Source organism: Leptospira johnsonii (assembly GCF_003112675.1).
Taxonomy (GTDB): domain Bacteria; phylum Spirochaetota; class Leptospiria; order Leptospirales; family Leptospiraceae; genus Leptospira_B; species Leptospira_B johnsonii.
In genome coordinates this window covers 61,460-85,911 of sequence record NZ_BFAY01000005.1, presented here as the reverse complement: position 1 = coordinate 85,911, position 24,452 = coordinate 61,460, and the positions used below count along the sequence as shown (strand labels likewise).

General features: G+C 41.0%; 23 protein-coding genes. 13 read left to right on the top strand and 10 right to left on the bottom strand.

From position 1 onward, the window contains the following. On the top strand, nucleotides 1-1,692 hold the full coding sequence (locus LPTSP_RS01655) for a glycosyl hydrolase family 67 (protein WP_108927116.1): 1,692 nt from the start codon (nucleotides 1-3) through the stop codon (nucleotides 1,690-1,692). A gap of 42 nt (nucleotides 1,693-1,734) precedes the next feature. Then, entirely contained in the window at nucleotides 1,735-2,334 is a 600-nt protein-coding gene (locus tag LPTSP_RS01650; RefSeq protein WP_108927115.1) for an MORN repeat-containing protein, read from the top strand. Between the two features lie 63 nt (nucleotides 2,335-2,397). Here the strand turns inward: LPTSP_RS01650 and lsa20 are convergent, their stop codons facing one another. Then, nucleotides 2,398-2,979, bottom strand: coding sequence for an LIC11469 family lipoprotein adhesin Lsa20 (gene lsa20 / locus LPTSP_RS01645; protein ID WP_108927114.1), 582 nt, complete (start codon nucleotides 2,977-2,979; stop codon nucleotides 2,398-2,400). A gap of 3 nt (nucleotides 2,980-2,982) precedes the next feature. Continuing rightward, the gene (locus LPTSP_RS01640) at nucleotides 2,983-4,461 is read right to left on the bottom strand and encodes a discoidin domain-containing protein (RefSeq protein ID WP_108927113.1); all 1,479 of its coding nucleotides are present in this window, start codon (nucleotides 4,459-4,461) and stop codon (nucleotides 2,983-2,985) included. 179 nt (nucleotides 4,462-4,640) lie between these two features. Between LPTSP_RS01640 and LPTSP_RS01635 the strand changes: the two genes are divergently transcribed. Continuing rightward, entirely contained in the window at nucleotides 4,641-5,072 is a 432-nt protein-coding gene (locus tag LPTSP_RS01635; RefSeq protein ID WP_108927112.1) for an Rrf2 family transcriptional regulator, read from the top strand. 131 nt (nucleotides 5,073-5,203) lie between these two features. Then, nucleotides 5,204-6,205, top strand: coding sequence for an alpha/beta hydrolase (locus LPTSP_RS01630; RefSeq protein WP_108927111.1), 1,002 nt, complete (start codon nucleotides 5,204-5,206; stop codon nucleotides 6,203-6,205). 20 nt (nucleotides 6,206-6,225) lie between these two features. On the opposite strand, the gene LPTSP_RS01625 is transcribed toward LPTSP_RS01630, so the two are convergent. Beyond that, nucleotides 6,226-7,122, bottom strand: a complete 897-nt coding sequence (locus tag LPTSP_RS01625) for a LysR family transcriptional regulator (RefSeq protein WP_108927110.1) — start codon at nucleotides 7,120-7,122, stop codon at nucleotides 6,226-6,228. Between the two features lie 92 nt (nucleotides 7,123-7,214). On the opposite strand from LPTSP_RS01625, the gene leuC reads away from it, so the two are divergent. The 3 genes from leuC (at nucleotide 7,215) to LPTSP_RS01610 (ending at nucleotide 10,287) form a co-directional block, all read left to right on the top strand. Further along, nucleotides 7,215-8,618, top strand: coding sequence for a 3-isopropylmalate dehydratase large subunit (gene leuC / locus LPTSP_RS01620; protein ID WP_108927109.1), 1,404 nt, complete (start codon nucleotides 7,215-7,217; stop codon nucleotides 8,616-8,618). Next, nucleotides 8,615-9,241 carry a 3-isopropylmalate dehydratase small subunit gene (gene leuD, locus LPTSP_RS01615; protein WP_108927108.1) on the top strand — a complete coding sequence of 209 codons (627 nt, stop codon included), beginning with the start codon at nucleotides 8,615-8,617 and terminating at the stop codon, nucleotides 9,239-9,241. The genes leuC and leuD overlap by 4 nt, the downstream gene beginning before the upstream one ends. A gap of 128 nt (nucleotides 9,242-9,369) precedes the next feature. Continuing rightward, nucleotides 9,370-10,287, top strand: coding sequence for a lysophospholipid acyltransferase family protein (locus LPTSP_RS01610; RefSeq protein WP_108927107.1), 918 nt, complete (start codon nucleotides 9,370-9,372; stop codon nucleotides 10,285-10,287). Nucleotides 10,288-10,342: 55 nt separating this feature from the next. On the opposite strand, the gene LPTSP_RS01605 is transcribed toward LPTSP_RS01610, so the two are convergent. Both LPTSP_RS01605 and LPTSP_RS01600 read right to left on the bottom strand, forming a co-directional pair. After that, entirely contained in the window at nucleotides 10,343-10,612 is a 270-nt protein-coding gene (locus LPTSP_RS01605) for a hypothetical protein (RefSeq protein WP_108927106.1), read from the bottom strand. 144 nt (nucleotides 10,613-10,756) lie between these two features. After that, a complete protein-coding gene (locus LPTSP_RS01600; RefSeq protein WP_245915443.1) occupies nucleotides 10,757-11,548 on the bottom strand; it encodes an enoyl-CoA hydratase-related protein in 792 nt (263 codons plus the stop codon). 121 nt (nucleotides 11,549-11,669) lie between these two features. Here LPTSP_RS01600 and LPTSP_RS01595 point away from each other — a divergent pair, with 121 nt between their 5' ends. Continuing rightward, a complete protein-coding gene (locus LPTSP_RS01595; RefSeq protein ID WP_108927104.1) occupies nucleotides 11,670-14,375 on the top strand; it encodes a PAS domain-containing sensor histidine kinase in 2,706 nt (901 codons plus the stop codon). A gap of 233 nt (nucleotides 14,376-14,608) precedes the next feature. Next, nucleotides 14,609-14,917 carry a hypothetical protein gene (locus LPTSP_RS01585; RefSeq protein WP_108927102.1) on the top strand — a complete coding sequence of 103 codons (309 nt, stop codon included), beginning with the start codon at nucleotides 14,609-14,611 and terminating at the stop codon, nucleotides 14,915-14,917. Between the two features lie 113 nt (nucleotides 14,918-15,030). Here the strand turns inward: LPTSP_RS01585 and LPTSP_RS01580 are convergent, their stop codons facing one another. Beyond that, the gene (locus tag LPTSP_RS01580; RefSeq protein ID WP_108927101.1) at nucleotides 15,031-16,446 is read right to left on the bottom strand and encodes an OmpP1/FadL family transporter; all 1,416 of its coding nucleotides are present in this window, start codon (nucleotides 16,444-16,446) and stop codon (nucleotides 15,031-15,033) included. A 273-nt stretch (nucleotides 16,447-16,719) separates the two neighbouring features. Here LPTSP_RS01580 and epsC point away from each other — a divergent pair, with 273 nt between their 5' ends. Beyond that, nucleotides 16,720-17,616: a serine O-acetyltransferase EpsC gene (epsC, locus tag LPTSP_RS01575; protein ID WP_108927100.1), complete on the top strand. Its 897-nt coding sequence runs from the start codon at nucleotides 16,720-16,722 to the stop codon at nucleotides 17,614-17,616. Nucleotides 17,617-17,652: 36 nt separating this feature from the next. On the opposite strand, the gene LPTSP_RS01570 is transcribed toward epsC, so the two are convergent. Next, on the bottom strand, nucleotides 17,653-19,362 hold the full coding sequence (locus LPTSP_RS01570) for a family 2A encapsulin nanocompartment cargo protein cysteine desulfurase (RefSeq protein ID WP_108927099.1): 1,710 nt from the start codon (nucleotides 19,360-19,362) through the stop codon (nucleotides 17,653-17,655). Beyond that, nucleotides 19,349-20,290, bottom strand: coding sequence for a family 2A encapsulin nanocompartment shell protein (locus LPTSP_RS01565; RefSeq protein WP_108927098.1), 942 nt, complete (start codon nucleotides 20,288-20,290; stop codon nucleotides 19,349-19,351). The genes LPTSP_RS01570 and LPTSP_RS01565 overlap by 14 nt, the downstream gene beginning before the upstream one ends. Nucleotides 20,291-20,741: 451 nt before the next feature. On the opposite strand from LPTSP_RS01565, the gene LPTSP_RS01560 reads away from it, so the two are divergent. Continuing rightward, the gene (locus LPTSP_RS01560; RefSeq protein WP_108927097.1) at nucleotides 20,742-21,581 is read left to right on the top strand and encodes an AraC family transcriptional regulator; all 840 of its coding nucleotides are present in this window, start codon (nucleotides 20,742-20,744) and stop codon (nucleotides 21,579-21,581) included. Between the two features lie 78 nt (nucleotides 21,582-21,659). Beyond that, nucleotides 21,660-22,217, top strand: coding sequence for a YbhB/YbcL family Raf kinase inhibitor-like protein (locus LPTSP_RS01555; RefSeq protein WP_108927096.1), 558 nt, complete (start codon nucleotides 21,660-21,662; stop codon nucleotides 22,215-22,217). 84 nt (nucleotides 22,218-22,301) lie between these two features. On the opposite strand, the gene LPTSP_RS01550 is transcribed toward LPTSP_RS01555, so the two are convergent. After that, entirely contained in the window at nucleotides 22,302-22,547 is a 246-nt protein-coding gene (locus tag LPTSP_RS01550) for a hypothetical protein (RefSeq protein ID WP_108927095.1), read from the bottom strand. Between the two features lie 412 nt (nucleotides 22,548-22,959). Between LPTSP_RS01550 and thiM the strand changes: the two genes are divergently transcribed. Further along, a complete protein-coding gene (thiM, locus tag LPTSP_RS01545; protein WP_108927094.1) occupies nucleotides 22,960-23,751 on the top strand; it encodes a hydroxyethylthiazole kinase in 792 nt (263 codons plus the stop codon). A gap of 59 nt (nucleotides 23,752-23,810) precedes the next feature. Here the strand turns inward: thiM and LPTSP_RS01540 are convergent, their stop codons facing one another. Next, nucleotides 23,811-24,449, bottom strand: a complete 639-nt coding sequence (locus LPTSP_RS01540; RefSeq protein WP_108927461.1) for a LuxR C-terminal-related transcriptional regulator — start codon at nucleotides 24,447-24,449, stop codon at nucleotides 23,811-23,813. Between the last annotated feature and the right edge of the window lie 3 nt (nucleotides 24,450-24,452).

The following is a 24,452-nucleotide window of genomic DNA, read 5'->3' as shown; positions in this document are numbered from 1 at the left end:
ATGCTCTCTCTTGTAGACGGATCTGCTCCTTTCTTTCTGGAATCCAAAGAAAAACATCAGAATTGGTCCAAGGCACCTCTCGCACATCTGGAAAAATCTTCCCTTCCATCAAAGAAAAAACATAAAAGAGTCAGAGAATCTTTTTCCAGATATACGAAAAGAATTTCTAAATTGGGATTTAATGCGGTCAGTCTGGACGAACTTTGTTATCTTTCCGAAAGGGATTTTTATCCAGAAGATCTAAAACGTAAGATCACATCTTACCGCAAGAAGTATAAAAAACTTTTTAAGATCGCTTCTTCCCAAGATCTGCAAGTATTTATCACAAGCGATTTTTTCTCTGTCAATGATCCGATTTTAGAACACACCGGCGGAAATTTAGACAAGATTATCCGACTTTTCAAAGAATCTTTAGAAGATCTATTTTCTAGTTTCACAGAAATTTCAGGGATCATACTTCGTATCGGAGAATCCGACGGAGTGGATGTTACCGGGGATTTTAGAAGTAAACTTTTCCTAAAAAATCCTAAAGCGGCAAACTCATTCTTGAAAGAAATCCTACCGGTTTTCGAAAAACATAATAAAACATTAATATTTCGCACCTGGACTTTAGGAGCCTACGAAATAGGAGATCTTATCTGGAATCCGAAAACATATCATAAAGTCTTCCAAGACATACAAAGCAAATCTCTTATCATTTCTTTAAAATACGGAGAAGGTGATTTCTTTAGATATCTTCCGATCAATCCGTTATTCTTCGAAGACGATAAACCTAAACTTTTGGAATTGCAAGCCAGAAGAGAATATGAAGGTTTTGGGGAATATCCTAGCTTCGTAGGATGGATGTACGAAAAATACAGATCCGAACTTTTAGGGAAAGCAAATATAGCGGGAATCAGCGTTTGGACCCAAACTGGCGGCTGGTCATCATTCAGGAATATCACATTTTTAAAACGTTCTTCTTATTGGAATGAATTGAATACGTTTGTTTCAGTTCAATTATTCACAAGACCGGAAAGAAGTTTAGAGGACATTCTTCTTAAATTTTACGGTAAAAAGAATGCGGACCAATTTTTGGAATTTTTAAGATTAAGTGAAGAATTGATCCTAAACCTTTTGTATGATCCCGGATTTGCAGAACAAAGTTTTTATTTGCATCGCGTTCGGATCCCGCCCATTCTTCATATCACCTGGGATAAGATCACTGTTTCCGATCCTTTCCGGTTCTTATATTCCATTTTAAATCCGAACCCAAAGGAGTCCTTACGATTGGGAGAAGAAACATTTGCCCATCTCTCTCGCATGAAAAAAATTTCCGAAAAATTGGATCTGCCTTACGACTCTCAATTTCAGAAAAAGACATTTCGGCTCATTCTAAACGCAAGAAAACTACTGTATTCCGAAAACCCTTCTTTATTAGCCGGATCCAAAAGGCTCGCAAAAGAATATCATAAGAAATATCCTAAAACTTTCCGCTTCCAGTTCCTAGCATCTAAGTCCAAACCTTCTTGGTTTTTAAGATTTATCCTGAAATTGTTTTTAAGGAACAGAAGCAGGTATCGGATCCTGGACAAAATCTTATTTCATCCTGCTTTGCGGAAAGTCTACTATTTGGTATTTTTAGGGATCAAAAACAAACTTCCTGACTTTATCAACCGCCAAGGAATGCCTGTCCGAGAATTATTACAATGAAATCGGATTGACGAATCTAAGTTTAGGGTCAAAAATTTTACTATGGCTCGAATTTTAACAGGTTTCTTCATTTCCATTTTCGCATTTTTTATAATATTCAACTGTTCTTCCGCGGAAACCAAGGATTCTTCCGAATCTTCCAATAATGCAAGCGCGTCCAGATCCGAAAGTGCAAACTCCGCTTCCACCAGATCCTTTAGCCCGGACCAAGATACGGAAGATGGCCGTTGCGAATCCGGCAACTGTGAAAACGGCACTGGCACCTACGTATATTCTACAGGAGATATATACACAGGTGGATTCAGTAGTGGGCATAGAGAAGGTAAAGGTAAGTTCGTATACAAGAACGGCGACAAATTCGAAGGAATTTACGTCAATGATCTGAAAGAAGGAGATGGAATGTATTTCTACTCCAACGGAACGGTAATCCGAGGAAACTTTGCAAAAGGTATCATTAAAGGATCCGGAAAAGTAACGTTTACCGACGGAAGCGTTTTAGTAACAGAGTTTACGGATTCAAGCAATTCCAATCCTGGACCTTACAGAAAAAAGGACGGAACGGAAACAGAATGTTATCTTCAAAATAAGGTTCTGGTATGTGTAAAACCGGATCCAGGCGCAGAGCCTAAAACGGAACAATAACACCCGAACCTCGCCTGAAGTATTTTAGAATACCCTAATATTATTTTTTTTCTTAGAACATTCTCATTCATCTGAATGGGAATGTGTTCCTGTGTTACTCCATTCTTTCGCCTGAGATGGATCTACTCTCACTAAAGTATGGGTGATCTGGAATGGATCACTCGCCCAGTTTGGCATAGTGCGTATTTCAACGATCCTATACCAAACAGAACCTGGTTCCACTTGGAATAGATGGTTTACACAAAGGCATTTGAATTTAAAACCAAAACCGAATTCAGGCGGGTTCACTGAATGAGGAGCAGCAAAAAAGTATAACTTCTCCTTTGTTTCATTCTTATATACTAAGGCAAACTTGCGGGTTTCTCCCGGACCCAAAACCAATCTTGAATCTTCTATCAAACTCGAAATAGGAGCCTTACTCAGATCCGAAACGGTGTTTGTATCCCAGAGCTGAACCGGTCTCTGAGAAGCCAGTTCATAAATTTTCATCTCTCCCGGGAAACCTTTATAGATCCAATCGATACGAACAGGAACTCCCCCCTTTTTCCCGGACAGATTCAGGGAAAAGGAAGGATCGGAACTTTTTTCCTTTTCGCAATCGCTTAAGCTCAAAACGAAAAGAAGAAGGATAACTTTCCTAAACAAAATTTATTCCTGGACCAATTCCAATGTAGAGAATTGGAAAACTTTTCCTGGATTTTCATTCTTTATGAAAAGTTTATTTCCAGATTTGCGTAGAAGGATCTGTTCTTGGAAAATTTTCTCTCCATTCTCCGAATCCTGACTATTATTACAGTCTCTTCCGCAGCCATTGCAGTCCCCGCCGTAATAATCTTCGTTATACTCTTTTTGGGTCATTTTTCGAACAAGACCGAATATACGAAGTTTCAAACCGTCGGGCTTGGCTTCTTTTACTTCATAATTTCCTAATGCAAAGAAACTTTTATTAATTTGTCCATCTCCATCGGCCTCGGTCGTATTTCCCTCAAAGAAAAGACTTCCGTCGGATCTCAATCTTAAAGTCCAGTTGGAAGAAATCAGACTGGTTTCAGGCGTCTGGCCTTCTTCTCCGGTTGTTTCCGCTGGAGAACCTTCAGTGGTTTGAGCCTGTTGTTGTTCTACACTCGCATTTGCAGCAGGAATAGCTCCGGTATATTCTCCTCCTACATAACTCCAGTTCAGTACATTATCTATATTAGCCGCTGTGAATTGGAAAAAATTGTTTTTTGCGATCTTCTTAACTTGCTCCATTGGATTCGGTAAGATCCAGTCGTCTCCGTCTGAAAAACGGATCTCGCTGATAACAAGTCCTTTATAATCTTTTCCTGTATAAATAGAATCTACTTTAAGTTTTAATTTTTTACCTTCGAACGTTTTGGAGAATTGGATGGTTTGTGGTCCCATGATATCTCCTACTTCGATCTTTTCTTCGAATCCGTTATCACCTGTGATAATTGCGGTTTTTAATCTCCCATTTGTCTGGCAATGTCTGTCGGATCTTTGGTAACCGTTCCAGATCTTGATGGATTTTATCTTTTGAGTTTCCTTAAAATCGAAATCCAAAGTTACCCCTGGACCCTTTTTGTCGGAGGCCCAAGCATATTCGTATCTAGAGTCGAATAAGTTCATCACGTCGTAAGAAAGATTCGGCTTAGCGGTTTCGGATGCGGTCACAGACGCTTCTACAACTTTCGGCCCCTTCCATTTCATCTTGGAACCCTTGTCGTCGTAAAAATTTACCTTCTGCACGCATAGGTTTGCATTTTTATGAAAGTTAAAAGTAACTGATCGAGTGCTCTTAGGTGCATCGAAGGAAACCGCGGCAGTGGATCCTGTGGACAGTTCCTGGCTATATTCATCAAAGTTAATATAGGCGGTGATCGGATCGGAGAAGTCCCCATTACAGGATTCTACTTCTATCTTGGATAATAAGAAGGTTTCATCCGGATAAAAATGAAGTTTAACGAATTTGGCGCCTTCTTCCGGTCTCCATTTTTTTCCGTCCAGGATCTCGAACGGGAGCCCGCTATCCATGGAAGTGGCTGTGATCATGGAAACTGGCAATTTTTTACCGCAGTGAAAAAAGAACAATGCCCCTAGTAATAGAGTCGAATACTTAGCGAACATAGGATGCCTCCGAGAAATTGCAGAAATCAGAAATATATTTCTTAAACCAGGGGAAAACGAAAAAATAGGCTCCAAATCGTTTTTTATTCCCTAACAGGAGAGTTCCTAGATATTTCGGTCGTCAGAAAATATGATTGGCGAATTCGAAAGATCGCCCAGCATCAACTACAGGGGGAAAGATGTCGATTCCGAGCAGGTATTCCATAGCCATTCATATTCTTTCCTTGGTCGACCGGGATGGAGAAGAAGCCAGTTCCTCTCAAATTATGGCAGATAGTATCGGGACCAATCCTGTTGTAGTCCGGAACATCCTGGGAAAATTAAAAAAAGCAGGACTCGTGGTTTCCAAACAAGGAGTTGCAGGTGCAAAACTCGCCAAATCTCCCGAGGAGATCCAACTTTTACAGATCTACAAGGCTGTGGAAACGGAGGCTCCTCTATTCTCGATCCATGACAAGCCGAACCCGAAATGCCCTGTGGGTAAAAAGATACAAACTACTTTGACCGGAATTTTCCAAGAGGCTCAGTCCGCACTCGAAGCAAAACTAGGCGAATTCCATCTTTCGGACGTGCTATTCCAATTGGATTCCGAAAAGAAAAAAAGAGCTTAAAAGACCTGGCACTTTCAAGAACCCGGTCTAGATTCCGTTCATTTCTTCCAACAAAAGTCCTTGCCTCAAAATAAAGGGTTCCTAATATCCTTTTCGTCGCGCATATGAATCCGAAAAACACGGAGAGAAGGATGAAAAAAATATTCAAACGGGTTTCGATCGGCCTGGGTGCTGTGCTTATCGCCTATTTGGGGATCTATTACGCTACATTCCCCAAATACGAATTCCATCCAAAAGCGGACCTAACGCAAAGTTTCGATTCGTTTTATAAAACCAAATTAGAAGAGACCAAATCACTTCACGGAAGACCAGGATCCGAAGAAAAATTGATCCGTTATTCTCCAGGAAAAACGGAATTCGCAATTCTTTATATACACGGTTTTGGCGCGTCCCGCGCAGAAGGAGAAGAGACTGTAGACAAGATCTCCGCCTCTCTCAAGGCAAATACTTACTACTTAAGACTCCCGGGTCACGGAACCAATAATGAGGATCATAGAGACACTCCTTTTACGGAATATATCCGCGTAGCGGAAGAAAGTCTATTAATGATGGATAAATTAGGAAATCAAACTATACTCATGGGAACCAGTATGGGCGGCTTGATCTCTGTTTATCTTGCGGGAAAATATCCGGACAAGATCAAGGATCTGGTATTATTCTCCCCGTTTTTCGATTTTGCGGTCCCTTTGGCTAAATTATTCTTTTATCCGGGAGGAATGACCTTTGGAGAAACGGTCCAAGGAAAGATCAGAAAATCCCCTCCTAAACAGCCGGACGACGGAGTGGGAGAACATTATTACGAATATTGGTATAAGGATCAGTATTTATCCGCGATCCAACACGTAAGCAATGCGACCAAATTCGTATTCAGCCAAAACAGCCTGGAGAAGATCAAGGTCCCTACTCTATTAGTATATTATTATAAAGACAAGGATCATCAGGATAAAACTGCAAGTGTGGACGCGATGCTGAAAGGTTTCGATAAGATCGGAGGAGATACTCCAAATCCTCTCAACACTAAGGTCCAAATAGAAGTAGGTAGCCATGTTTTGACTTCTAAACATGTATTCTCAGATAAAGAGAAGGTCCAAAAAGAAGTTTTGGAATTCTTACATAAAACCGGAGTAAAATAAAATTTAAGACCTTCTTCCTCTTAATGGGAAGAAGGTCTCTGCGATCCCCATTCTTTAGTCGATCTTAATATTTCCTCAGCAAGTAAAGCAAGTCCTGGTCCGGATTTTCTACGATAACAAAGATAAAATTTCCTTTCCGTATTCCATTCTTCGAATTTGATTTTTTTAAGCTTAGGGCTAATGGAATATTCCGACAAAAATCCGATCCCGAGTCCTGCTTCCAATGATTTGATTACAGACTCCACACTCCTAAGTTCCATTGCGATCTTAGGACTGAATTCTTTAGTGAAAGATTTAATCTTTTTCTCCACTGCCTTCCTAAGTGCGGAACCTGGATGGAATAATACAAAGGATTGTTTTTTCAGATCTTCTATTCTAATTTTATTTTTTAGGAAAATGGGGTGGTCTTTCGCAGCCACTGGGAAGATACGATCGGATAAAAATTCCAAAACATTCAGACTAGGTTCTGAGATCGGTCCTGTCAAGATCCCAAGATCCACTTCTCCCTTTAAAACTGCGTCCTTGGTTTCCCCGGCATCTCCCTCTCTTACGGAAAGAGAAAGCCCCGTTCTTTTTTTCAGGATCTCTTTTAAGATCTGAGGCAATATCCAAGCTGAAACTGTCCCACCTGCGGAGATGGAATAATTTCCTTTTAGTTCATTCTCCTTGGAAAAACCATTTTGGATCTCTTCCCATAATTCTTTCATCCGGATAGAATACTGGTAAAACCTTTCTCCTTCGTGGGTGAGCCTGACTGCCCTTCCCCCTCTTTCCAAAACGATAACTCCCAATTCTTTTTCCAAAAGATAGATCTGTTTGGAAAGCGCAGGCTGTGTTAATCCCAAACGAGAAGCAGCCTTTAGGAATGTGCCTGATTCCGAAATTTCCAGAAAATAAACAATCTGTCTGAATTCCATAACTACATATAACTTTTAGTTATATATTTTATAAAACCAATTTATTTGCATTATATCAGTAAATTTGATACCTTCTTTCACAAGAGGGAAATATGGGACAAACTCTATACGACAAAATTTGGGAATATCATAAGATCTCCGAAAATTCGGATTCTGAATCCATTTTATATGTGGACCGTCATATTCTTCATGAAGTGACTTCCGCTCAGGCATTCGAAGGTTTAAGGAATAAGAATAGAAACGTAAGAAGGACCGATCTTACCTTCGGAGTGGTGGATCATAATGTTTCCACAAGAGATCGCAAGAACAGAGATGCTGCAGGGCCTGTCTCCAGATTGCAGATAGATACCATGGAAAAAAATTGCAAAGACTACGGGATACGTTTATTCGGACCCGAAGACCCTGACCAAGGGATCGTGCATGTTTTGGGACCTGAATTAGGATTTACGATCCCAGGTTCAATCATTGTGTGTGGAGATTCTCATACAGCAACTCATGGGGCATTCGGCGCTTTAGCGTTCGGGATCGGAACAAGCGAAGTGGAACACGTGCTTGCTACCCAAACATTAAAACAGGCTAAAACTAAATCCATGTTGGTGCGTTTTATAGGTAAACCAGGCTTCGGGATCACAGCCAAAGACATAGTCTTGGAACTGATCTCTAAAATAGGAACCTCAGGAGGAAGAGGTTTCACCATGGAATACAAGGGTGAATGGATCGAATCACTTTCTATGGAAGGGAGAATGACTCTATGTAATATGAGTATCGAAGCGGGAGCAAGAGCGAGCCTGATCGCACCCGACCAAATCACATTCGATTATTTGAAAGATAGAAAGCTTGTCCCCAAAGGCAAAAGTTTTGACCAAGCCGTAGAATTTTGGAGAACATTTTTCACTGATAAAGACGCAGTATACGATGAGACTATTGAATTAGATATTTCTAAAATAGATCCTCAGGTTACCTGGGGAACCAATCCTTCTCAGTCTCTATCGATTGGAGGTGTCGTTCCGAATCCGGAAGACTTCCAAGATACCCGAGCCAAGGAAACCGCTAAGAACGCATTGGAGTATATGGGTTTAAAACCGGGAACTCCTATCTCTGAGATCAAAATTGACAAGGTATTCATTGGTTCCTGTACAAATTCCAGGATAGAAGACTTAAGATCTGCAGCAGAAGTAGCAAGAGGTAAAAAAGTACATCCAGGGGTGCAAGCATTGGTGGTTCCAGGCTCTGGATCGGTAAAACGTCAGGCGGAATCCGAAGGTCTGGATATAATTTTTAAAGAAGCAGGATTTGAATGGAGAGAACCCGGTTGTTCCCTATGTCTCGCGATGAACGACGACGTATTAAAACCGGGAGAAAGATGTGCTTCTACTTCTAACCGAAACTTTGAAGGAAGGCAAGGTCGAGGCGGAAGAACACATTTAGTCAGTCCTTCTATGGCAGCCGCTGCGGCAGTGACAGGAAAATTTTCAGATGTGAGGAAATTGGCATGAACCCAAAAATTTGGACGATACATAATGGAGTTGCGATCTCTATCCCAAGAGAGGATATCGATACGGACCAAATACTTCCTAAACAGTTTATGAAACTTATAGATAAGAACGGTTTTGGAAAACATCTATTCCATGACTGGAGATATTCGGACTTAGAAGGAAATATTCCAAATCCTGAATTCATTTTGAACCAGGAAAAATTTAAGAATGCAAGTGTGCTTATAGCAGGAAAAAATTTCGGCTGCGGCTCCAGTAGAGAACATGCTCCTTGGGCACTTTCGGATTTTGGGTTCAGAGCGATTTTGGCTCCTTCTTTTGCCGATATATTCTCTATTAATTCTGCAAAGAATGGGATCGCACTAGTTCGTTTGAAAGAAGAAGAGATCTCCTACCTAAACGAATGGGTTTCAAAAAATCCAGGTTCTTCGATTCGGGTCGATCTCGAAAATTTCGAAGTGCAAGCGGGAGACAGAACATTCAACTTCCATTTGGATACAGCTTCTGTAAATCGGATCCGAAACGGCTGGGATGATATTGATATCACTTTGAAAAATGCAAAAGAGATCCTGGATTTCGAACAAAAATGCAAAGCAGAAAAACCGTTTTTGGAAGTACATTGGTGATCTTCTCCCAAGCATTTTAGTTCCGGTGCTCCGCACAATAGATCTTAAAAAACCTTTTATTAGCTGGAAAAGAATTCGGGGAAAATTAATATGTTCGTCATTCTTTACGCTTCTAAAAGGAACCTAGAGTGAGTTTAATAGAATCCATTTATGATAAGATCACAACGCCTATAGTTAAAATCCCGGATTCAGCGCTGATCACAGGGATTTACGACTTAACCAAGGAAGAATTGGGACGCAGGATCGAACTGAGAGAAGGAGTGAGCTTGAGATACATCACTCCTCCCGATCGAAAAAGATGGCTCTTAGATCGATTCTTATTCCGTTCCGATCTTACTTTTTTGTATGGATACTTCCGTCAGATCTTCATCGCAAGAAAGGACGCCTTGAAAGGAAAGTTTTTCGATCCTCGTTGGATAGAATTATCGGGTGGGATATTAGACTTGATCGAAGGCTGCGAGGGCAAATTCCAAATAGATAACCTAGAAAACGTTATTTCTCCCAAGGGACCTGTGGTTTTTGCGGGAAACCATATGAGCGTTTTAGAAACTTTCGTCTTTTCATATTTTTTGGTGCCTCACAGAAGGCTTACCTATGTAGTTAAAGAAAGTTTAATAAAAGGTTATTTCGGTCCTATCATGAGAAGTAGAGACCCGATCGCAGTTGGACGCGACAATCCAAGAGAAGATCTAGTAAAAGTATTGGAAGAAGGAGTCAATCTTCTGAAAAAAGGAGTCTCTATTGTAGTTTTTCCTCAAAGTACAAGGACCCGAACTTTTAATCCGGCAGAATTTAATTCTATCGCGGTTAAACTTGCAGCGAGAGCGGGAGTTCCGGTAGTTCCATTTGCGATCAAAACGGATTTTTGGCAAAATGGTAAAATCTGGAAAGATCTAGGCAGCCTTTATAGGGACCGAAAGATCCATATGAAGTTCGGTCCCCAGATAGATACTAAGGATTCCAGGAAGGCTCAGGAAACACTTTTGAATTATGTATTAACTAATTTAAAAGAATGGGATGTAGAAATCCTTTCGGAACAAAAATAAACGAAAAGGCGGATCTAACAAAAGCAGATCCGCTATTGTTCGTCGGGGAAAAGTTTTAATAACCTCCCCCGCCTCCTCCTCCACTTCCCCCACCGTAACCGCAAGCAGCAGCGGCCAATAGATATTGGGAAGAGCATGCAGTATTTGCATAACCAGGGTTTTCGTTCGAACAACTTAAATACAATGCGGCGGCCGCGCTGCAGGTCTTCTTGTCATTCTTATCATCTCCTCCGGTTCCGTATAAATCGTTATAAGCATCACAATTTACGAAACCAATCGAAGATAGAAACAAAAGTAAGATCAAAATCCTATTTTTAGTTCGCATAAACATTCTCCATATTATGGCAGATAATTTTTCCTAACAATATCCGATTGATACGTATCCGCAATGGTTTTAGGATTAGATCACTATTGTTCGGAACCAACAATACAATTTTGGAAATAGAGAATGTCCTATACTTGTTTTATTTCATCTAAACCAAAAACGGTCCCCATCCAAGAAACGTTTTACACCTTCTTTGGTACTTTTGCTTTCCATTACAGGAAAAGTATTTCTGGCTTCTACACTCAGCGCTTCTTGTAAAGGTAGATTCCAACCTTCTAAAGCCGAATTCAGGTCCGCGAACATTGCATCTCTAGGTTGTCTGCAAAGTTGGGTTGCATAAGAAAATGCTCTTTCTAAACCCTTTCCTTTTTTCGCAAGTTCCCAAACTAAACCCAGTTGGTAGGCTCTCTCCGCCCGTATCCTTTGTCCTGTGAGAATCATCGGTAACGCAGATCCCCAACCAAGCAACCTAGGAAGATACACTGTTCCACCATCTACAAGAGGAACTCCCCATCTTCTACAAGCTACGGAGAATATTGCCTGAGGCTCCGCGATACGAATATGACCGTGACAAAATAATTCCAAACCACCTGCGTAAGTATAGCCGTGGGATATAGTGATCACAGGTTTTTTCTGGACGATCCTCGAACCACCTAAAGGGCCTCGATCATTCTTAGCATATTCTTCTCTTTCTTCTTTGTTTAGATACAGATTTGCCATTTTATCTAAACCGGAAAGGTCTGCTCCGGAACAAAAGGCCTTATCTCCTGCTCCATGCAAAACAGCTACGGTAAGTTCCGGATCTTTTTGGAAAGTTTTCCATGCTTCCACAAATAGATCCGCCATCTCTTTATTCACTGCGTTATGAACGTCCGGACGATTCATCGTGATCTGGAAAATTTTACCGCCTGTTACTTCGTGAACTTTTGTAATCAATGGAAGATCGGACATACCTAAATAAGAGACTAGATCCAGAATACAGAAAGAACTTTTTTGTTTGGTGTTGACATCCTAAATCATACGTCTAAAATTCCATCGACCCCGAGTTGAACCCGGTATGTCTCAGAAAGAAGAACTCGGAAAAAACCAAACTGCTCAAACCCTGGATTTCCTAACCGAACTTCTAGACACGTATGTCTGGGAAACGGAAGATATAAGTCTCTGCAAGATCCCTCCCCAACTCTCTAAACGTTTAGGTTTAAACGAATCCGAAATTTCTCTCTCATTCCTCCTAACAAAGATCCATCCTGCTGACAGGACAAAATTTGAATTAGAAATTGAATCAGCAAAAAACGGCAAAAATCCTTCTGCATTCGAATTGAAGATCGCCGGCTCTGATGGGGACTTTTTATACTTTAAAGTGGGGATCCGCTATATAAAAACTTCCGAACAAGCATCTTACAAATTTGTATTCTTATTCCAAGAGATCACCAAACCCAAGGCGGATCGTGAATCTCTTCGACAAAGCAACAGAAGATTAAAACTCGCCACAAAAGCGGCTAACGTAGGAATCTGGGACTTAGACCTGATCAAAAATGTCTTAGTCTGGGACGAAGGAATGTACAATCTATACGGTGTTCCAAAGACGGAATTTTCAGGTGCATATGAGGCCTGGGAGAAATCGCTTCACCCTGAGGATAAAACCAGAGCAATAGAAGACTTTTATAATGCAGTTGCAGGAAGAAAGGAATTCGATACCGAATTTCGGATCCTCTGGCCTGATAGATCAGTACACTATATTAAGGCGATTGCCGCAGTGTTCCGGGATTCTGAAGGAAATCCGATCCAGATGATCGGAACAAATTGGGATATTACTCGAATCAAACAGGCTGACCAAGAATCCAGAAAGAACCAGGAAAATCTGGCAAGAGTAAATGAGATCGCAAAGATCGGGACCTGGGAAATAGATTTTATATCGAACAATACTTATTGGAGCAAAAAGACCAAAGAGATATTCGAGGTCCCAGATGACCACTCTCCTAAACTAGATGACTTTATTCGATTTGCCCGAGTAGGAGAAGATAAAGCAAGAATGATACTTGCCATCGAAAGTGCATTACATTCCGGAACAGATTATGATATGGATCTTCAGATCCAAACGGAAACGGGAAAAACCAAACGGGTCCGAACGATTGGGCATGCGGAATTCTCCGAAGGAAAATGTACACGTTTATTCGGTATCTTCCAAGACATAGAAGAAAGAAGAAGGATAGAAGATAACCTAGTATTAAGCGAACTCATGTTCAGAGGGGCTTTTGAAAGTAACGGGATCGGAATGGCCCTCGTTTCTTCAGAAGGAAAATGGTTAAAGGTAAACAAAAAACTTTGTGATATGCTTGGATATGCAGAGACCGAATTCTATTCCCTAACCTTCCAAGACATCACTCATCCAGAAGATCTGGAAAAAGACTTAAGTTATGTAAAACAGATCCTAGATAAAGAGATCGAATCATATAAAATGGAAAAACGATACTTCAAAAAAGACGGTTCCATTATCTGGATCAATTTGAGCGTATCTTCCGTCAGAGACAAGCTTGGGAACTTTCTATATTTCGTTTCTCAGATAGAAGATATCACCGAAAAGAAATTCGCAGAACAATCTTTGATCACGATCAACTACGAGATGAAACAGATCTTGGATTCAGCCACCCAAGTCGCTATTATCAAAACGGATCTGCAGGGAGTAATAACGGTTTTCAGTAAAGGAGCAGAGAACCTATTCGGATATTCCGAAGAGGAACTGATCGGAAAATATACCCCTGAAATACTCCACGATAAGGAAGACACAAATAAGAGAAGTAAGGAACTGAGCGAACTTTACAAAAAAGAAATCAAAGGATTTGATATATTCAGCGAGGTCGCCAAAAGAGAATCCTACGATTCCAGGATCTGGAAATACAAAAGAAAGGACGGAACTGTCTTCCCTGCGCAAATGATCATCACTCCGGTAAAGGGTTTTGACTCCAAACTTTCCGGATTTTTAGGAATAGGCACTGACGTATCGGGCGCCCAGGAATATTTAGAAAGATTAGAAGATACAAAACTACAATTGGAAATTTTAGCGGACCAATTGGGAAGAAAGAACGCCCAACTTCTAAACTACGCACATATCACTTCTCATAATCTTCGGGCCCCTACCAGCAATTTGATCTCCCTAGTGGAATTGGTGGAAGAAGCAAAATCCGAAGAAGAGGTCCATTCCTTAGTCGGAAAATTCAAGATCTCTGTCGACTATCTGCAAGAGACATTAGATAGCCTGGTAGAAGTATTAAAAATACAAGAAGGAACCAAACGAAAGATTGAAACTGTAAGATTCGATTCCATTCTAAAAAAGATCCTGAGAATTTTAGAAGGTCAGATCTTGGAAACGTCCGCAGAGATCCGCTCCGACTTCTCCGAGTTGGAAGAATTCGAATACGATAAGACTTATTTGGAAAGTATCCTTCTGAACCTAATTTCCAATTCTATTAAGTATAGGTCTTCTCACAGAATTCCCAAAATAGAGATCCGAACGGAAATTTCGGAAGAAAAATATTTACTGATCGTAGAAGACAACGGATTAGGGATAGATCTGAAAAAATACCAAAACAAACTATTCGGTTTACATAAAACATTCCATAGACATCCGGATGCAAGAGGAGTAGGACTCTTTCTCACTAAGTCCCAAGTAGAAGCTCTAAATGGCAGGATTTATGCGGAAAGTGAACTGGATCAAGGCACTAAAATGATCATTGAATTACGGTCATCCTCCCCTTTAAATTGATAAAACACGAAAATTCACGTTTTCGCAGGAATTCCCACCTTATAGAAGGTTATGGAACCTATTTACCGCCTAACTAATCATTTACGTCCGATTTCATCCGATTCGATCCAATTTCAATTTTTGGAATATTCGATTTATTTTAAAAATAAACCGAATCAGATTGCTCTTCCTTCAAAAAGATCTACACTTAAGGAATGGATAATAGAAGCCAGAAGTCGGATCAAAAATACCGAATGAAAACCCAACCGGCAGGCGTCGTGATTCATTCACGTGCCCAGCCTCAAAAACCGATCAAGTACAGAACAGGAAAACCGGAAGAGGAAGAAATCGCCTCCTTTTGGGTGTTTTATCTATTCCTATTTATAGGATCGTTAATACCAATCGTAGGAGTATTCCCTGCGTTTATACTGTTCTCGTTTGCTAAAAATAAGTTTTTTAAATTTCTACCACTTGTTTTGAGTATATTAACCAGCAGTTATGCCCTTTATATAAGAGCGCACTCCGGTTCCGTATTCCAACAGTTGAGAAATTTCGTTAACTAAGCCTAGAAAACACACGAGGACTTAAATTCTTCTTTAGAAAGAATAAATAAGTCCCGAGCAAGCTTTACCTTTCTTTTAAAAGCCGGCGAAACCGGCTCTATTGTCTTATAATATCAATCAAAAGATTTTACCGCGCCGATACTGAAGGATGGAATTCCTGCCCTCGCATTATAAGAATAACCGGTTAGATTCGCGTTACCCACGTTTCCAACAGCATGTGACAGATCCCAATCCGTTCCTTTTCCGCCTTCTATCGTTTTCCTAGGAATATTATAACTGACCGCTAGATCCAAACTCCAACTGTCGAATAAATAACTGAAACCTGCGGAAACAATATCCGTAAGAGAGAAAAATCCACCAGTAGTCCCACCCAATGCATTACTTTTTACTAATGGAGAATTATAAGAATATCCTCCTCTTAGTATCCAGGAAGAAGAAGCCTTATACTCTACTCCCAAAATGACCGCCCATTGGTCCCTGAAATTCAAATGTGCATCCGCAGATCCTGTTTTTCCGATTGGAGTAGGAAGCCATGGATCTTCCAAGGTTTGGTTTGCCTTTCTCAAATAAGAACCGTAGTTGGTATACACGAAATCCAATGCGAATTTTAGATTCTCCGGACCGAAAGCAAGACCTAAAACATGTTTTTCAGGAAGATCGAAAGTATAAGAAACACCTGTCTTACGATAATAATTCGGATCGTTTGTTCCGATCGAGTATCCACCGTTTAGAGGAATTCCTACATGAGATTGGTACGCATAGGCGATACGGAAAGAATCCGAAAAAGAATAATTGGCTCCTAAAATGCCACCCAAGGCGAAAGCATTCTTGGAACTTTCATAATAATATCCTTGGCCGGGGATCTCTATATTCCCTGTGATATCATAGTATTTTTGATTTAATTTTTGAGTCCCGTAAGCGAGTTCCACACTTCCACCCAAAGATAAATTTCCAAACTTAACAGAGAGTCCGTTTACCAATTTAAAAACTGCAAACGTATTCGAATTGGATTCTTTGATCTGTTTTGAATTTCCTAGTGGCCCGGGCAAATTTACATCCGCCCATTGGTTTACCGATTCTCCGGTAGGAGTATTTCTTGTGATCTTGTCCACTCCTCCGGAAGCTCCTCCCGGAACATAGAATGTGACACCGTAATTGATATTTTCTGTAACGGGAAGTTTAAAAGCAACGTAAGGACCAGGGCCCACAACGTTAGACGTTTTATCGTTCTCGTAGACCAGTTCCGGATTCGGATCTTGGAAGCGGTCCCTGTATCTGTTCTGAATAAGAGAAGCCCCCAAACCGAATTCTAATTTTTTACCTTTTACCAATGACAAGTTCGCAGGGTTCAAAGCAACATCGACAGGAGAACCACCGAGTGCGTAACCCGCTCCAGCAAGTCCTAAGTATCTGGAATTGATCGCGTTAAAGTATAAGCCATCGATCGCCAAAACTTCTCCGCTCCCCAAAACGAATAACAAGAATATTATAAAAACCGAATATCTGCTTCGAGCAAAGCCTTTCTTCATTTCTGTTCCTCCCCAGAACCCTGAATGACCAAAGCCTCCCAGAAAATTCCATCATAGCACTTAATAAATCCAATAAGGTGAATTCTAATCCCCAAAAGAGCTAAATATATTATACTGATACCCAGATATATTAAACGAGAGGTCGGCAATTATACAATTAAAGCAGAATAAAATTTAATATATTAAAATAATTTATGATTTCACAGAAATCTATTCAAAAGATATCTATTATAACGGATTTTACTACATATAGATCTGTCGGGAGAAAGCACCATGGGAATCCAAGAAACAAACGGGACACCTCAAATCGATCCAACCTCGGAAGACAATTACCGTAATTTTCTAGATTCTATATTCGAAAAACAGAATGAAGATCCTCATCGTTACGGTGGAAGACAGGTCGCTGGACAATTTGTCCAAGAACTATTCGATATTCTTTTTGCAGGGTTTTTCTCCGATCTAAACTTTAGGGACCGAACTCAGGTAGAAGATAGTATCTCCCGTTTTCTTTTGGATGCTAAGAAGAAATTACAGCCTTACTTGGTCGGATCCAACGGCCCTGAGATCAATTGGGTGCTTTCCGAATTCAAAAAAGAATTACCTATTCTTTACGATCTGATCTGGAGAGATGCGATTGCGGCTTATAAAGGAGATCCCGCCGCGGAAAGTGTTAAAGAGGTTATACTTGCCTACTCCGGTTTTTATGCGATTGCAGTGCATAGGGTCGCTCATGTTTTACATCGCTTAAGAATTCCGATCTTTCCAAGGATGCTCAGCGAATACGCTCACGAAAAAACAGGAATAGATATACATCCCGGAGCAAAGATAGGAAAATCATTCTTTATGGATCATGGGACCGGGATCGTGATCGGGGGAACGTCTGAAATAGCGGATAACGTTAAAATTTACCAAGGTGTTACTTTAGGAGCACTCTCAGTGAGTAAGGATCTAGCCAGTATTAAAAGACATCCAACGATTGAAGAAAATACGATTATCTATGCAGGAGCTACCATACTAGGCGGGGATACTGTCATTGGAAGGAATAGCATTATCGGAGGGAACACCTGGGTCACTCAGAGTGTTCCTCCTTATTCAGTGGTGTATCAGAAAAATGAGATTCGGGTCAGAAATTCCAAAGAACTAGACAATGTGATCGATTTTTCTATCTGAAGAATATTGACTGGAACTTACTTCAGGACCCGACCCTCATAGAGGGCCGGAAGTCCTTCCGCCTATTAGGTCATATAAAGCTCGGATAAGGGCGTCTATATCCTCGCAAGTATTATAAAACGCTAAGGAAGGTCTGACGGTACTTTCTAATCCGAATCTTCTTAGGATAGGCTGCGCACAATGATGTCCTGATCTGACTGCGATTCCTTCTTGTGCTAAATATCTTCCGACATCTTCTGTTTTAAAACCTTCTAATACAAAAGATAATACTCCGGCCTTATCAGGTGCAGTTCCGATCATTTTTAGACCGGGAATTTTTTTCAATTCCTTGGTCCCATATTCCAAAAGAGAATGTTCATATTCTGCAATACGGACCATTCCGAATTTGTTTAAATAATCGATGGCTGCACCTAAACCGACTGCATCTGCGATATTTCCCGTTCCTGCTTCGAAACGGAAAGGAGCAGGTTGATAAACAGTCCTTTCGAAAGTAACATCTTGGATCATATTCCCTCCGCCTTGCCAGGGAGTCATTTGGTCCAAAATTCCCTTTTTACCGAATAGGACCCCGATTCCAGTGGGGGCAAATACCTTATGACCGGAGAATACATAGAAATCACAATCCAATGCTTGGACATCCACTGGCATATGAGAAACTGCTTGGGCTCCATCCAATAGTACAGTAGCTCCTTGTTTATGAGCCAGTTCTATCATTGTTTGGGCAGGAGTAACAGTTCCCAATGCATTAGAGACCTGAGTGAATGCCACCAAACGAGTCTTAGGTGTGAGTAATCTTTGATACTCGCTTAAGATGATCTGTCCTGTTTCGTCTACAGGAATTACTTTTAATTTGGCTCCCTTCTCGGAACATAACATCTGCCAAGGAACGATATTGGCATGATGTTCCAACCAAGAGATAAGTATCTCATCGTCTTTTCCTATATTCTGTCTTCCCCAGGTTTGGGCGACAAGATTGATCGCTTCGGTAGCTCCTCTAACAAATACGATCTCTTCGGTAGAAGAAGAATTTAAGAAATTCTTTACCTTCTCCCTTGCAGCCTCGTACGCATCGGTAGCTCTTGCAGCAAGAGTATGTGCTCCCCTATGAATATTGGAATTTTCATGTTTGTAAAAGTAGGAAAGCCTATCAATTACTGCCTGAGGTTTATGAGTGGTTGCGGCGTTGTCCAACCAAACCAAATTCCTACCGTTTACTTTCTCTTCTAAGATCGGAAAATCTTTCCTGGCATAACTTAGATCAAAATTCCCGGAAGAAATATCTATGGAAGGGACCAAACTAGGACTAAAACTGAATGGGTCGGAAACTTGCAGATTCTGGGCCTTCGAATCGAAAGATCTAAACTCATCTAAAAAAGAAAATGAGGAATTCTGGCCAGGCAATCCCTGTCCAGCACCCGGGATATTCAAACCTCCCGGAAATGCAGGAACTCCAACACCAGATAATCCCAGATCCGGAACCCTAGTGTATCCAGATCCGGAAGTAGAAGTCCAAGAATTTCCTCCCGAAGCAGATTCTGCCTGAGAGATAATATTTTGACTAGATACAGGTATCTCAGTCGGTATCTTGGAAGAAGAAAGCACTAATTCGTCCACGTTAGATCCGCTTGAAAGCGGTCCGAAAAATTTCTTGGACCATTCCGCAATCAAGTTGGGATCTACTGGAGGAGAATCCTTCCAATTCGAAAATTCTCCGGGAAGCTCCGGAGAAAAATCACTTGTACTCATAATAATTGCCTACATCCACATTTTCTAAAACGCCGATTGCATCGTCGGTCAGAACAGCGGCAGAGCAATATAGAGAAATCAAATAAGAACCGATTGCGGAACGATTGATCCCCATAAAACGAACGGAAAGTCCAGGAGTTTGTTCTCCAGGTAGACCAGGTTGGTATAATCCAATCACACCTTGTTTCTTTTCTCCTACTCTTAAAAGAAGAATGTTGGTTGTCCCACCAGGAGCCTTAGGAGCGGTTTCTCCACCTACTAAAAGTTTATCCGTAGGAATGATAGGAAGCCCTCTCCAAGTTAGGAACTGTGCTCCGAAAAGAGATACAGTAGCTGGTGGAACTCCTCTGCGAGTACATTCTCTGCCGAACGCGGCTACTGCTAAAGGATGAGCCAAGAAGAAAGAAGGCTCTTTCCAAACTTTGGAAATGAGTTCGTCCAGATCATCAGGTGTAGGAGCTCCTTTTCTAGTTTGGATCCTTTGTTTTTTAGGAACATTCTTCAGTAGGCCGTAATCTTCGTTGTTGATTAGCTCGTTCTCTTGGCGTTCTTTTACGCTCTCGATAGTGAGCCTAAGTTGTTCTTGGATCTGATCGTAAGGATTGCTGAATAGATCGGAAACTCTAGTATGAACATCCAGCACAGTAGATATTGCACTTAATGTATATTCTCTAGGTTTTTCTTCGTAGTCTACGAAAGTTTCAGGGAGTGGCTGCTCATCCTTCTGCCCGCAAACAACCTCTACCGAGGTATTGTCTTTGACTCGGTTCACTCTTAAGGTCCCTGACTCTAAAGGTTTCCAATCCAATAAACGAACTAGCCAACGGGGAGTGATTAAACCATATTGTGCCTGTGTTTTCGTTGTATTTGCAAGTTTGCGGGCTGCATTATCTCCCAAAGAATGTTGCAGAATGCCGTTTTCAGCCATATAAAAAACTCCTGATTAGCTGAATATTTCGATCCCTATGTTTATTTATCGTTTAGAAACGAATAAAAGGATTTAGATGTCGAATATGCCCCGTTTAATATACCTATAACTAATTAAAGTATATTAAACAAATCAAATGTACTAAGATAGATCGAAACATTCGTTCCTGTTGGTATTCGATAAGTAACAAAATTGGGAAATACTTTTTTATTCTTTTAGGAAATGATGAAAGAAATTATTTAAAATTATGATCTTTCGATTTAGTATTCTCTTAAAGTACAAGAAAGTGAAAAGTAAAATTCGCTTAGAGCTGGCCAGTTCATCTAAGCAGAAATTTCGTACGGTTTATTGACCTAAAACCTCTTTATTATCCTACTAAAAACGTATAAAACAAAAAACCTCTCTCCATTTTAGAAGAGACAAGTCTGAGTCCAGATCAGAAAACTATATCATGAAACGTTCCATTATATCCAAAGAAGGGGTCGGACTCTCTGCCACAGTGATACAAAAAAGAGAATTATATCTTTCTAGAGTGGTCACCGAACTACCAACATTGGTATTCGTCAAAAAAGGGATCAAAAGCCTGAAGCAGAATGATCTGGAATTGGATATCAAAGCAGGAGAAGCGGTTGCAATCGCAGGAGGCCAGGCATTCGATGTGATCAATCGGCCGGATGCCGACGAATTCGAAGCTGCTTGGATCGCATTCCATCCAAATGTGATCCGAAATTATAAACCGGATCTTCAGGGCCTAAAAGATATAGAACCCGCATTCATTTTTTCTAATATAACCTCCGGATTTTCGGATGCATTCAAACTTGCAACAGAATCTATCACCACGGACAAATTGATCTCCGACCAGGTTGCCATTCATAGGGCGACTGAGATATTGATCTGGTTAGGAGAGTATGGAAGAAAGTTCAAGGTACCTTCTCCTGAAAATATCTCCCAAAAAGTTCGGTCTTTTCTGAGTGCAAATCCCGCTAAAGATTGGTCGGCGGTGGAAATCGCGGATCGTCTGGATATGAGCGAAGCCACTTTGAGAAGAAGACTTTCCTCCGAACTTTCTTCTTTTTCAGAGATACTGATTGATGTCAGAATGTCATTTGCACTTTCCCTATTGCAAGCGACGGATCGAACGATTGGAGAGATCGCAAGAGAAGCAGGATACGATTCCGCTTCCAGATTCGCGGTACGATTCAGGGACAGATTCGGATATTCTCCCACAATGTTGAGAAGAGAAGCAGGTCGTGATCGGAACGGCACAATCCTTGATCGGGTCCGGACATAAGACCGATTTTTTCTTAAATTTTGAATGAAGAGCAAGACTTCCGGTGTTATTCTGCAACGATAAGAACTCGGAGGTTTTATGAAGAGATTCCAATCGTTTCAGAACGGTATTTTACTTTGTGTTTTATTCTTTGCTGGATCGGCGTTTGCCGTGGACCTAAAGGTCACTAGCTCCGCCCTCAAAGAAGGAGGAACAATCGCCAACGCTCACGTTTTTTCTGGATTCGGATGTTCCGGAGAGAATAACTCTCCCGACTTACAATGGTCAGGCGCTCCTAAAGAAACCAAATTTTTCGCAGTGACTGCGTACGATCCGGATGCTCCTACCGGAAGTGGATGGTGGCATTGGACTGTGATCAATATTCCAGCAACTGTCACAAGCCTTCCAGCAAAAGCAGGAAATGATAAAGGACCGCTGCCTGCAGGTGCAGTCCAAGGTAGAACTGATTTCGGTAAACCTGGATATGGTGGACCTTGCCCGCCTAAAGGAGACAAACCTCACCGTTATATCTTTAAGGTATTTGCTCTAAAGGATAAGATAGACTTGGATGGAGAAGCTTCAGGTGCGTTAGTCGGGTTTTATATCAATTCCCTAAAACTTGCAGAAGGAAAATTGACCGCAAAATACGGAAGATAATTTTCTTCTCCGAAGTCGGGTGAACCCGGCTTCGGATTTTTACGCTATTCGCTATTATTAGAAAAGCAAGAATGGATCGAAAAACTATTCCGCATTCAATAAAGTAAGCGCGATCTCTTTAGAACAATCGTATGCTTCTATATCTAACACAAAGTCGTCTCCGGAAGTAATATTGGTAAGGATCTCAGTCCCACTACTTCTCAGCTCGCCAGTGATTACATGATCCAATTGCATGTATTCTACATTGCCGCTCCCAAAAGTGTAACCGTGCTCGGTAAGTATAATCATTTTATTCGACTTCTCATTGATGCCGGCAATCCTTCCTTTCATTATTCCTCCCTAATGAAAACTAGATAAGAGTGATTACTAATGTAGACGGATCTTATAAATAATCCCTACACTATGTCTTACGATTTCAAAAAAATTCGCAAAAAAAGTTAAGATAACTGTTAAGTCCCCGACCTAAGACCATGAGTCTCTTAAGTAATAGGTCCGTTTTTTATCCCAAGATAGAATATCAGAAAGTATCTCAAAGCCAGAACGTTATGCATGCTTAATGAAGATGCACTCAGTCTGACTCCTCTATAGTAGATTCACTTCCTTTCCTCCTTCTTCTTTATTCGTTTATGAAAGGAAAAATAGTTTGACTCGTGCCTCTTTACAATCTCATTCTGCTATGCTATGATATAATTCAATATGTTGGATACGTGATACGGCGGAAAGCGACCAAGGAAAATAATTTATGACAACTGCTTCTTTAAAACAAAGAACCTGGCCTTCTTCCGACGTGGTTTCCGACCTGGCAGAAGTCCGCAAACACGCGCCTCTTACACATGTGCTCACAAATATCGTGGTCACGAACTGGACCGCGAATGTTCTTTTGGCAGCTGGAGCTTCTCCCGCAATGGTCATCGCAGAAGAAGAAGTTTCCGATTTCGCGGCAATCGCAGGTGGAGTGCTGATCAACATAGGGACAATAAATAATTTCGATGCTAAGGCGATTAAAGCTGCTGCGATCTCTGCCCAAAAAGCTGGAACTCCATGGGTTTTAGATCCGGTCGCAGTAGGCGCTCTTAGATATAGAACTGAAATTGCGAAAGATCTTTTACAACATAAACCGACTGTAATCCGAGGAAACGCTTCCGAGATCCTGGCTCTTACTGGCACTGTAGGCGGAGGAAAGGGTGTGGATTCTACGGCTGCTTCTTCAGATGCACTTCCTCTTGCTAAAGAATTGGCGATCAATTCTGGAGCTATAATTGCAATCAGCGGAGAAGTAGATTATATCACCGATGGAAAAGAGACCTTTGCGGTCCCTGGGGGGCATATTCTGATGACTAAGGTTACCGGAGTGGGATGTTCTTTAGGAGCATTGATCGCCTCTTTCTTAGCCGTTCAAAAAGACGCATTACGTGCAGCAGTTTCCGCATCCGCTGTTTTTGCAATTGCGGGTTCCAGAGCGGCAGAAAGATCTTCCGGCACCGGAAGTTTCGCGGTGGCTTTCTTGGATGAGCTGAGCACGATTTCCCAATGATTACTAGTTTGCGGCTCCTACTGGAAACATTGATAAATATTCCCGGCTCGTAAAAACATTTAAGGCAATAAGCCTATATCACTCGCCTTTCTCACCAATTCGGCTCTGTTGTGTACATTCAGTTTTTTGTATATATTCTTCACATGGTGTTGGACAGTGTATTTGCTGACTTTTAGGAATTCCGCCACTCTTCCGATCGTCTTTCCTTTTACCATCTCGTCCAAGATCTGTTTTTCTTTCGGGGTCAGTTTAAATTCTCCCGAATAATCCTTTTGTTTAAAACTATTCAGTACTCGAAACGCAATGGTAGGAGTGATGATCGCTCCTCCTTTTAAAACGGTATCCACCACATCCGCGATATCCTTTAATTCTGATTTTAGGATATAACCGATGGCACCGTTCTTTAGGGATTCATAAATTAGTTCGTCCGAATTCATATTGGAGAGCATAATTTTGGAGATTTCTGGATCCCTAGCGGAAATTTTTCCGGCAAGTTCCACTCCATTCATTTCGGATAACATAATATCCAGAAAAATTATATCTAATGCCCTTCCCTTTTCATCTTCCCAAAAGGATTCTGCGGATTCCCAATGGAACACACCACCTATCTCAGGAATGGATTCCAGCGTCTTTAGGATCTGATTCTTAAAACTTTCGTCGTTTTCTACGATTCCTACTTTGATTTCCGAACTTTTCATGAC